9 protein-coding genes are annotated in these 9,799 nt (G+C 67.3%); all 9 read right to left on the bottom strand.

All coding sequences use genetic code 11. From position 1 onward, the window contains the following. Window positions 1–133 precede the first annotated feature (133 nt). From ABIC94_RS17240 to ABIC94_RS17200, 9 genes are read right to left on the bottom strand one after another with little or no spacing between them, the layout of a single operon-like run. A complete protein-coding gene (locus tag ABIC94_RS17240) occupies window positions 134–1,300 on the bottom strand; it encodes an ABC transporter substrate-binding protein (protein ID WP_354374213.1) in 1,167 nt (388 codons plus the stop codon). A 46-nt stretch (window positions 1,301–1,346) separates the two neighbouring features. Next, window positions 1,347–2,078 (bottom strand): SDR family oxidoreductase, encoded by a 732-nt coding sequence (locus ABIC94_RS17235; protein WP_354374212.1) that lies wholly within the window; start codon window positions 2,076–2,078, stop codon window positions 1,347–1,349. Next, the gene (locus tag ABIC94_RS17230; RefSeq protein WP_354374211.1) at window positions 2,075–2,887 is read right to left on the bottom strand and encodes a cyclase family protein; all 813 of its coding nucleotides are present in this window, start codon (window positions 2,885–2,887) and stop codon (window positions 2,075–2,077) included. Before ABIC94_RS17230 ends, ABIC94_RS17235 begins: the two co-directional genes overlap by 4 nt. A gap of 16 nt (window positions 2,888–2,903) precedes the next feature. After that, window positions 2,904–4,187, bottom strand: a complete 1,284-nt coding sequence (locus tag ABIC94_RS17225) for an SDR family NAD(P)-dependent oxidoreductase (RefSeq protein WP_354374210.1) — start codon at window positions 4,185–4,187, stop codon at window positions 2,904–2,906. Further along, entirely contained in the window at window positions 4,184–5,356 is a 1,173-nt protein-coding gene (locus tag ABIC94_RS17220) for a thiolase family protein (protein WP_354374209.1), read from the bottom strand. The genes ABIC94_RS17225 and ABIC94_RS17220 overlap by 4 nt, the downstream gene beginning before the upstream one ends. Further along, window positions 5,353–6,978: an AMP-binding protein gene (locus ABIC94_RS17215; protein WP_354374208.1), complete on the bottom strand. Its 1,626-nt coding sequence runs from the start codon at window positions 6,976–6,978 to the stop codon at window positions 5,353–5,355. Before ABIC94_RS17215 ends, ABIC94_RS17220 begins: the two co-directional genes overlap by 4 nt. Window positions 6,979–6,985: 7 nt before the next feature. Further along, window positions 6,986–7,474 (bottom strand): aromatic-ring-hydroxylating dioxygenase subunit beta, encoded by a 489-nt coding sequence (locus tag ABIC94_RS17210; RefSeq protein ID WP_354374207.1) that lies wholly within the window; start codon window positions 7,472–7,474, stop codon window positions 6,986–6,988. Continuing rightward, window positions 7,474–8,787, bottom strand: coding sequence for an aromatic ring-hydroxylating dioxygenase subunit alpha (locus ABIC94_RS17205; protein ID WP_354374206.1), 1,314 nt, complete (start codon window positions 8,785–8,787; stop codon window positions 7,474–7,476). Before ABIC94_RS17205 ends, ABIC94_RS17210 begins: the two co-directional genes overlap by 1 nt. A gap of 15 nt (window positions 8,788–8,802) precedes the next feature. Then, the gene (locus ABIC94_RS17200; protein ID WP_354374205.1) at window positions 8,803–9,795 is read right to left on the bottom strand and encodes a PDR/VanB family oxidoreductase; all 993 of its coding nucleotides are present in this window, start codon (window positions 9,793–9,795) and stop codon (window positions 8,803–8,805) included. Window positions 9,796–9,799: the final 4 nt, after the last annotated feature.

Raw genomic sequence — 9,799 nt, 5'->3', positions numbered from 1 at the left:
ATGGGGTGCCTTGCGCAGCGAAATAAAGGAGGAGGCCGCAGGCCGGGGGACATTCGCGGAGCAAGGTACCCCGTCGGCGGGAGCGCGCCCCGAACGCTCCACAATGCGACGAACTGACGAGCGGCGCTTCATCTCAGGGCACCAGCTTCCACTGACCCTTCTCAAGCTTCACGACAACACGTGAACGCTCATCGGAGCCATAACGGTCGTTCGGCTTGAAGTTGTAGACCGAGTGCGTGCCCACCAGCTCCTTGGTGCTCACGATGGCGTCGCGCAGCGCTTCGCGAAACTGAGGCGTGCCGGGCTCTGCCTTGGTGGCCAGCGCCCGCTGCGCCGCGTCGAGGTACAGCAGCCAGGCGTCGAAGGTGTAGGCCGAGAAGGCGTCGGTCGGCGGGGCGCCGTTGGCCTTCTGGTAGGCCGCGCGGAATTCCATCGACACCTTGCGGATCGGGTTCTCGTTGGGCAATTGTTCGGCCACGATCACCGGGCCGGTGGGGGCGAGCAGCCCTTCGACCGAGGCACCGCCCACGCGCACGAAGTCGGGGTTGATGAGCGCGTGCATGCCATAGATCTGGCCCTTGTAGCCGCGCTCCGCGAGTGCCAGGTAGGGCAGCGCACCGGGCGTGCCCGAGGTGCCGGTAATTACTGCGTCGGGGCGCAGTGCCACGATTTTCAGCACCTGGCCCGTCACCGACGAATCGGCGCGCGCGTAGCGCTCGTTCGACACGATCTTGATGCCCGCCGGCTCCGCGCTCTTTTGCAGCGCACCGTAGACCAGGTCGCCCCAGGCGTCGGAGAAGCCGATGTAGCCGACCGTCTTCACGCCCGACTTCTTCATGCGCTCGACCACGGCGCTCACCATCAGCGGCGCCGGCTGCGGCAACGTGACCATCCATGCGCCTTCTTCGCCCGGCAGGTTGGCGTTGGCGATGGAGATCAGCGGCGTCTTCGTTTCGCGCGCCACGCCGGCAATGGCCAGCGCGCCGGGCGAGCCCGCCGTGCCGATGATGACGTCGACCTTGTCCTCGTCGATCATCTTGCGGGCGTTGCGCGCGGCCGTGGAGGGGTCGGACGCATCGTCGAGCTGCACCAGCTGGATCTTGCGGCCGCCAATGTCGGCCTTGTAGGCGATGGCGGCCTTCATGCCTTTTTCATAGGGAATGCCGAGCGACGACACGGGCCCCGACAGCGACGTGATGAAACCCACCTTGAGATCGGCCGCCCACGCGCCCGCTGCGCTCAAGGTGCCGAAGGCCGCGGCAATGCCCGCGAACGCACGGAATCGGGTCAGGACTTTCATGGCGATGCTCCAGAAGTAATGGATGAACGAGAAGAACGCTGGGTAACTAGAGAGCGAGGCTGCCGACACTGGTGCCGCCGCAGACATAGAGAACCTGCCCGGTGATGAAGCTGCTCTGCGGGTCGGCGAAGAAACGCACGGCGCGTGCCACGTCGGCCGATTCGCCGAGACGCTTGACGGGCACGGAGGCCGCGAGCGCGCGTTCCTTCTCGCTGCCGGCTTCGACCACGTCGTAGAACATGTCGGTGCGAATCGGACCGGGCGCGACCACGTTGACCGTGATGCCGTCCGCGGCGAGTTCGAGCGCCCAGGTGCGTGCCATGCCCAGCATGCCGGCCTTGGTGGCGGAATAGCTGGTGCGGGTGGCGAGGCCCAGCGCGGCGCGCGACGACAGCAGCACCACGCGGCCGAAGCGCTGTGCGCGCATGGCGGGCAATGCGCCCTGCACCAGTTGGATGGCGCAACCCAGGTGCAGGTCGACCAGCGCATCGAGATCGTCGAGCTTCACCTCCGGCAGCAAGGCGGCGCGGATCACGCCCGCGTTGTGGACGATGGTGGTCGGTGCGAATCGTTCGACCAGCTCGCGCACCGCCTCGCCCGTGGCCGCGCGGTCGCTCAGGTCGACCTCGAGGCTGTGCAGCTTCGGGTGGTCGATGCCGGCCTTGCGGCGTGCGAGCGATACCACCTCGTAGCCCTGCGCGAGCAGGTCTTCGCAGATCGCTCTGCCGATGCCGGCGCTGCCGCCGGTGACGGCCGCGACCCTGGGAGTCTTGGTCATGCCGCCGCTCCCACCAATGCCAACACGCGCAGCGGGCTGCCGCTGCCCTTCTCGATCTTCAGCGGTGGGCAGATCAGCACCGCGCCCGATGGCGGCAGCAGGTCGAGGTTGCTCAGGCACTGCAGCCCATAGCGCCCCGCGCCGTGCATGTAGTAGTGGCACGGGTACGGCGGCCGCAGGTGATAGCCCTGCCCTGCATCGGTGCCGATGGCCTCCGAGCCGAAGCCCAGCACGTCGCGCTGCTCCACCAGGAAACGCACGGCCTCGGTGCTCGGGCCGGGCGTGTGCTGGCCGGTCTCGTCGAAGTTCTGGTACGCCTCGGGGTCGCTGCGCTTGGACCAGTCGGTGCGCATCAACACCCATGCGCCCTTCGGGATGCGGCCGTGCGCGGCTTCGTAGCGCTCGATGTCGGCCACGCTCAGCAGATAGTCGTCGTTCGATTGCACATCGGCCGAGCAGTCGATCACGCAGGCCGGCGCCACGAAGTTCTGCACCGGAATCGTGTCGACCGAGTTGTTCGGCAGGTCGCGGCCCGAGATCCAGTGGATCGGTGCATCGAAATGCGTGCCGGTGTGCTCGCCACAGGAAAAGTTGTTCCAGTACCAGGCCGGGCCGCGCTCGTCGTACTTCGACACTTCCTCGATGCGGAAGGGCCAGCACTGGCCCATCTCGGGCGGCAGCGCGATCTGCGGGAACTCGGGCGTGAGCGTCTGCGTGAGGTCGATCACGCGGATGCGGCCGCTCGCCATGGCGGTCACGAGGCCGCCGAGGATCTCGGCGGCGGACATCAGTTCGGTCGTTGTCGTCATCGTGTGGCTCCTGTTCTCAGCCGCCTGCGGCCAGCTCGCGTTCGAGCACCTTGGGGTTGTCGCGCCAGCGCTCCAGCCACTCCTGTGCCACGTCGCCGGGATACACGTCTTCGACGCCGTCGCGCAGCGCCTTCACGATGGCGTTGGCCAGCGCGGTGGGCGCCAGCTTGGGCGGCGGCGTGTGCTGGTTCCATTCGTCGTCGATGGGGCCGGGGAACACGTTGATCACGCGAATGCCGGCCGGCCGCATCTCGGCGCGCAGGCACTGCGCAAGCGAATGCGCCGCCGCCTTCGAGGCGCTGAAGGTGCCGTGCGGCGGGAAGTTGCTGAGCGCGTAGATCGACAGCAGGTTGACCCACGCCGTCGCGCCCGTCGCGCCGTCGGCCGAGCGGCCTTTCAGCGCGGGCCCGAACTCCTGCGCGAGACGAAGCAGGCCGAAGTAGTTGATGTCCATCTCGGCCTTGGCCACGTCGGTGCCGCGGCGCGCGCCGATGCCGAAGGTGCGGTGCACCTCGGCGTTGTTGATCACGATGTCGACCTTGCCGCCGATGGAGCCCGCAAGCTCGGTCACCTGCCGGCCGTTGGTGAGGTCCAGCGGCACGAGCGTGACCTGCGGCAGCGCCGAGATGTCGTCGAGCCCGTCGCCCATCTTCTTCCACGGCTCGGCATGGCCGACCCAGACGATGTCGGCGCCGGCCTTCACCAGCGCACGCACGATGGCCTGGCCGGTCTCGGTCTTGCCGTCGGTCACCAGCGCCTTGCGGAACTTCGGGTCGCTGGTCATTTCACGCAGCATCTTGTCGTCGGCCATGTGGGCACTCCCTTCATTCGGAAAACCAATGAGAACGGCCTGGCCTGCGCGGTCGAGCCGGGCGCCGACACGGACGCGCGGTAGCGCGTCCCCTCCGGGTTGCCCGCGCTGAGGCGCATCGCCGACCTCGCCATGCAGGTGGACCATGAGCGTCGGGCCGGCATCCAGGTGCACCAGGCCCAGCCGCCAAGGCAGCCGCTCGCGGAAGAACAGGTCGTTGCTGTGATGCAGCGTGGTGCTGCCGAGCAGTTCGCCCTCACCGCTTTGCTGGCGCCAACGCAGTGCGGCCGACAGGCACTTGTGGCAGACCTCGCGCGGCGGGTACTGCACCGTGCCGCAGTCCTCGCAGGTCTGAAGCTCGAAGCGGCCTTCGGCGGCGGCCGCGGTGAGGCCGAGTGCCACTCGGCCGCGCGCGCCCGGCGGCAGGTTCATCTGCCGGGTGCGCAGCACCGGGTTCTTGCGCGGGGGGCGCATCATCGGCATCGTCATGCGGGTCTCCCCAGGATCACCGCGCCTGTGCACAGGCAGCGGTCGTAGGTCACCATGCCGAAGCCGGCGACGAGGCCGAGTTGCGCATCGGGCACAGAGCGCTTGCCGGCCTGGTCGGTCAGCTGGCGGATCGCCTCGACCATGCCGAGGAAGCCGCCTGCCGCACCGGCCTGCCCGGCCGAGAGCTGGCCGCCGCTGGTGTTGTTAGGAAAGCTGCCGTCGAAGGTCATGGTGTGCGACTGCACGAAGGCCGGGCCTTCGCCCTTCTCGCAAAAGCCCAGGTCTTCGAATTGCATCATCACGATGACGGGGTAGTCGTCGTAGGTCTGCACGAAGTCGAGCGCGGCGGGCTGCACGCCGGCCTGTGCGTAGAGGTCGTCGCGATCCATGCGCCAGCCGCCCTGCACCATCACCGGGTCTTCGGCGTAGGCGTTGTGGCGCTCGATGGCGCCGCGGATCACGGCGTGCGGCAGGCCCAGGTCGCGTGCACGCTCCTCGCTCATCACAAGGAAGGCGTCGGCGCCGGCGCAGGGCATCACGCAGTCGAACAGGTGGATCGGGTCGGAGATGGGCCGCGCGGCCATGTATTCGTCCAGCGTCAGGCCCTTCTTGAACATCGCATTCGGATTGCCCAGCGCGTTGGTGCGCTGGTTCACGCAGATGCGGCCGAAGTCTTCTCGCTTCGCGCCGTAGGTGCGCATGTAGTTCGCGGTGATGAACGCGAAGATCGAGTTCGGTCCGCCCGAGCCGTAGGGGTAGCTCGCATCGCGCGCAAAGTTGCTGAAGCTGCCGAGCGTCTGGCGGAAGGAGTCGACGTGGTTGGTGTCGGCCCCCACGCAGGCCACGATGTCGGCATCGCCCGCCTGCACGGCGCGCGCGGCGCGGCGCAGGCACATCACGCCCGAGGCGCCGCCGGTGGGCACATGGTCGAGCCAGCGCGGGGAGAGGCCCAGGTGCTGCGTAACGCCCACGGCCGTGTCGGGCGCGAGCGAGAAGCTGCTGAGGCACAGGCCGTCGATCTGTTCCTTGGCGACGCCGCTGGTTTCGACCAGCGCCTCGATGGCCTGCCCGATGAACCAGTGCGCGGTGCGTGTGGAATAGCGCACGTAGGGCACGGTGATGGGCACAGCCACCGCGACGCCTTCGTAGGAGAGTCGTCGCTTTGTCATGCTTGCCTCTTTTTCATCGAACGGGTGTCGACGCAATGGCCCTGCCCCGGCAGCGACTGCGCCAACTCACGCAGCTGTCCGCGCTGGATCTTCTGCGAAGGCGTGAGCGGCAGTGCGTCGACGAAGGCGACGTAGCCCGGCGCCTTGTAGTAGGCCAGCTGGGCGAGCGCGTGCTGCACGATGCTCGCCGCGATCTGCTCCCGCTGCGTGGCATCGGCGTCCTCTCGCATCACGATGCAGGCCAGCACTTCGTCGCCGCGCACCGCATCGGGCGTGGCAGCCACGGCCGAGGTCTTCACGGCCGGGTGCTGGTTGAGCACGCTCTCGACCTCGACGGCGGAAATGTTCTCCCCGCTGCGGCGAATCACGTTCTTCTTTCGGTCGACGAAGAAGAAGTTGCCTTCGACATCGCGGCGCACGAGGTCGCCGGTGTGAAACCAGCCGTCGGCCCAGGCTTCGCGCGTGGCCTCTTCGTCCTTCAGGTAGCCGGAGAAGAAGTAGCGCTTCGGGTCGTCGCCTGCCGAGCGCACGAGCAACTCGCCCGGCGCATCGGTGCCGACGTCACTGCCGTCTTCGCCAACGAGGCGGATCTGCACGAAGTCTTCCTGCCGGCCGAAGCAGCTCGTGCCCACGAGACGCGGCTCCCGGTTGGCCATGATGCAGGCGGCCGCGCCGGTCTCGGTCATGGCCCAGGCCTCGACCAGCGGGAAACCGAAGCGCTCCTCGAACGGCGCGTGGTTCTTGCGGTCCACGCCGGCGCCGAAGCCCCAGCGGATCGCATGGTCACGGTCGGCCGCCAACGCGGGAGCGGACAGCAGCATCGCGGGCATCACGCCGAGGTAATGCACGATGGTCGCGCCGCTTTCGCGCGCGCTGGCAAGCCAGGTCTTCGGATGGAAGCGGTCGAGTTGCACCAGGCAGCCACCCGCCACCAGCACGACCATGGTGGAGAACGCCATCGCGTTCATGTGGTTCAGCGGCAGCGGCGTGATGACGCGTTCGGCGTCGGGGCGGATGCCGCACACGCCGTCGAGCGCGGCATACCACTCGCCGGCGCGCTGGAAGTAGGCGTTGCTCAAGATGCAGCCTTTGGGTCGCCCGGTGGTGCCCGAGGTGTAGAGCAGGCCGCATTCGGTGTCGGCGCCGATGGGCTCGTGGGTGCGCGGCGCAGCGGTCTTCGCTCTGGGCACCGCGTCGTCAGGCTCCATCGTCTCGAAAGCCACGCCGGCTTGCGCTGCAGCTGCGTGCAGATCGTTGGCGCGTTCGGGCAGCGTCACGGCGAGGCCGATTTCGCTGTGGCCGATCAGGTAGACCAGTTCGGCCGAGCGCATCTCGGCATTGATCGGCACCACGCTGACGCCCAACGCGTTGAGCGCGAACCAGTGGAAGAGAAAGGCTGGCCGGTTCTCCAGCAGCAGGCCGACGCGATGTCCATGCCCGTAGCCGGCCTGCGCATAAGCCGCTTGCAGGCGCTCGACTTCGGCGGCCGCCTCGCCCCAGCGGATGGCGCCGGCCGGAATGCCGTAGGCCGCCGCGGTCACCGACTCGGTGAACAAAAACTCGGCCTGCGGCGTGCGCTTGGCAGTTGCCGCAAAGACTTGATGAACGGTGGCGTGTGGCATCACGTCCCTAGATGAAGAGCTGCACGGCAGGCAGCGCCGCGTCGCAGTTGAGCAGGTTCACGCGCTTGAGCGTCATGCGCAGCGCGCCGTTTTGCACCGTGAGGTGGTGAAAGAAGGTGCCAACGTAGAACTGCAGCTCGTCGCCCTGCGATTCGGTGTAGTGGAACTCGGTGCGCACCACGAAGCGGTTGGCTTCGGAATCGAACTGCTCGACCACCGGCGCCTGCAGCAGGTGGTGACAGCGGCTCGGCGGCTGCTGCGAAAACGCGCGTGGGCTCTTCAGGCGCTCGATGCGCAGGTCTCGCAGCAGCTTGTCTTCGTAGAGGTGCGAGGTGTGGTTGAGGCCGTCTTCCTGGTCGGGCACGAGCGGCACCCAGTAGAAGGCGTCGTCGGTGAAGAGCGCATTCCACTCCTCGTAGCGACGCGTGTCGAGCAGACGCGCTTCGTTCACGACGAAGTCGATCAGGTCCTGGCGGGTGACATCGGTGCCGGCCATCACATGGTCTCCGTCATGCGTTCGACCCAGCTGCGGTACTGGTTGCGCATCGGCAGCTCGTTGGTACCGCCGGTGGTGATCTCGCCACCCTTCAGCTCCGACTCGTGGTAGTCGCGGTGCAGGCTCACCCACTCGTTGCCGCTCGCGTGAAGCCCGGCCTGCATGCCGCGATAGGCCTGCAGGTCGTCGTGCCCGACCACCGAGAACGGCGAGTTGATGAGCCGGTTGTACATGGTGGTGCGCTGCAGCAGCTCGGGCGGCGCGCCCTTCAGGCGGAAGGTCCAGCTCTCGATCAGCGTCTTGTCGGCAGAGATCGGCTTCACCACGCGAATCGCCTGGATCGCGCCCTTGATCGTGAGGTTCGGGTAGTACACGGTGTTGTGCCGCGCCATGCCCAGGATCTGCGCGGTTTTTTCTTCGCCGTAGCGCGCCTTCATCGCGTCGTCGTACTCGGGAATTGCCTTGTACTTGCTGTGGATGCTGAAGTGCACGCCCGTGAAGCTGTGGCCGTGGTCATAGGTGCGAATGCCCATGTCCTCGAAGAACTTGTAGTCGGACATGAAGGGCACGAACTGCTCGACGGCCATGGGCTTGGGCTCGTCGGCCGGCTTGTCCGCCCACATGCGCTTGGCGGTACCGGCCGAAGACTCGTGCGCCACCATCGGGTGCATGGTGTCGTTGAGGTTCTCGACGAACATCTTCCAGTTGCACTGGTGCATGAAGCGCAGGCACCCGCCTGCAATTTCTAGTTCGCCCTCGGGCGAGCGGTCGGCCATGTTGTCGATGGAGCTCAGCGAGTCGCCGAAGTATTCGTCGAAGCCGGGGCCGGCGTCGTTGATCTTCACGAAGATGAAGCCGCGGTGGCTGCGCACGTGCTTGAGCGTCGTCAGGCCCTTGGCCGACTCGCACTCGTGCAGCGCGGTGTTCTCGTAGCCGGTCTTCAGCGGAATCGCCAGCAGCGAGCCGTCGGTCTTGAAGGTCCACGCGTGGTACGGGCAGCGGAAGAACTTGCCTGTGTTGCCGCAAGACGCGCTCACCAGGCGAGAACCCTTGTGGGCGCAGCGGTTCATCATGGCGCGCACGCTGCCGTCGGTGTGGCGCACGACGATCAGCGGCCGACCCGCGATCTCGTTGCTGATCCAGTCGCCCGGCTTCGGCAGTTGGCTTTCGTGGCCGACGTAGTTCCAGGTGTTGGCGAAGAAGTGTTCCTGCTCCAGCTCGAACAGCTCCTGGCTGGTGTACAGATCGCGGTGCACGCGGTCGTTCTGCACCAGCGCGCGAACGGCATCGGGGTTGTCTCGGTACGAGGTCATGGTCTCGTGGCTCCTTCAGAGGTCGAGCACCAAGCGCGCACCCTTGGCGCGCGAGATGCAGATCTGCATGACGTTGCCCTCGGCCTTCTCGCGGGCGGTGAGCACGTAGTCGCGGTGGTCGATCTCGCCTTCGATCACGGGCACGGCGCACACGCCGCACTCGCCGCGCTTGCAGTCGAACATCGGATCGCAACCGTTGTCGATCAGGCAGTCGAGGATGCTCTGGTCGGCCGCGACGGTGAAGCGCCGGCCCGATTGCGCAAGCTCCACCTCGAACGGCTGGTCGCCTTCTTCCGCGACCGGCTCGGTGAAGAGTTCGAAGTGCACGCGGTCGTGTTCCCAACCGCGTGCCTGGGTGCGGACGAGCACGGCGTCGAGCATGACCTTGGGGCCGCAGACGTAGAGGCGGTCACCGGCGAGGACGTTATCGAGCAGCGCATCGATGTCGAACGGCGCGCCGACCTCGGCGTCGGCGTGCACGCGCAGGTCGTCGCCGAGCAGCGCCTGCAGCTCCGGGAGGAAGGCCATCAGGTCGCGGCTGCGGCCGGCGTAGTGCATGCGCACGGGGGCCTCTTCGGCGCGGCGGCGCGCGGCCATGGTGGCAAGCGGCGTCACGCCGATGCCGCCAGCCACCAGCACCGAGCCGCCGGGGCCGGTGTGCAGCGGAAAGTCGTTTTTCGGCGCCTCGATGGAGAGCGTGTCGCCCTCGTGCAATTGCTCGTGCATGAAACGGGAGCCGCCACGGCCTTCGGCTTCCTTGCGTACGGCGATCACGTATTCGGTCGGTGCGTTGGTGGCGTTGCGCGCGGTCGCAAAGTTGATCAGCGAGTAGTGGCGCCAGTCGGTCTTGCCGCCCGGCAGCGACACCTGCACGCGGATGTGGGCTCCGGCCGCAAAACCGGGCAACGGGCGGCCATCTTCCGCACGCAGGCGCAGCATGCGGATCAGCGGATTGAGTTGGCGCGCTTCGGCGACGCGAAGCTGGAGCGTGGCGGTAGGTGCGGTCATCGTG

Origin of the sequence: Variovorax paradoxus (genome assembly GCF_040544635.1) — a bacterium.
In the GTDB taxonomy this organism is placed as follows: domain Bacteria; phylum Pseudomonadota; class Gammaproteobacteria; order Burkholderiales; family Burkholderiaceae_C; genus Variovorax; species Variovorax paradoxus_R.
Note: the sequence above shows the minus strand (reverse complement) of the source record. Positions and strands in the feature narration are given on the sequence as shown.

What these genes read in the sequence shown, in the direction of transcription:
- ABIC94_RS17240 (WP_354374213.1), bottom strand. Translation starts at nt 1,300, where the DNA reads ATGAAAGTCCTGACCCGATTCCGTGCGTTCGCGGGCATTGCCGCGGCC.
- ABIC94_RS17215 (WP_354374208.1), bottom strand. Translation starts at nt 6,978, where the DNA reads ATGCCACACGCCACCGTTCATCAAGTCTTTGCGGCAACTGCCAAGCGC.
- ABIC94_RS17235 (WP_354374212.1), bottom strand. Translation starts at nt 2,078, where the DNA reads ATGACCAAGACTCCCAGGGTCGCGGCCGTCACCGGCGGCAGCGCCGGC.
- ABIC94_RS17225 (WP_354374210.1), bottom strand. Translation starts at nt 4,187, where the DNA reads ATGACGATGCCGATGATGCGCCCCCCGCGCAAGAACCCGGTGCTGCGC.
- ABIC94_RS17205 (WP_354374206.1), bottom strand. Translation starts at nt 8,787, where the DNA reads ATGACCTCGTACCGAGACAACCCCGATGCCGTTCGCGCGCTGGTGCAG.
- ABIC94_RS17200 (WP_354374205.1), bottom strand. Translation starts at nt 9,795, where the DNA reads ATGACCGCACCTACCGCCACGCTCCAGCTTCGCGTCGCCGAAGCGCGC.
- ABIC94_RS17220 (WP_354374209.1), bottom strand. Translation starts at nt 5,356, where the DNA reads ATGACAAAGCGACGACTCTCCTACGAAGGCGTCGCGGTGGCTGTGCCC.
- ABIC94_RS17210 (WP_354374207.1), bottom strand. Translation starts at nt 7,474, where the DNA reads ATGGCCGGCACCGATGTCACCCGCCAGGACCTGATCGACTTCGTCGTG.
- ABIC94_RS17230 (WP_354374211.1), bottom strand. Translation starts at nt 2,887, where the DNA reads ATGACGACAACGACCGAACTGATGTCCGCCGCCGAGATCCTCGGCGGC.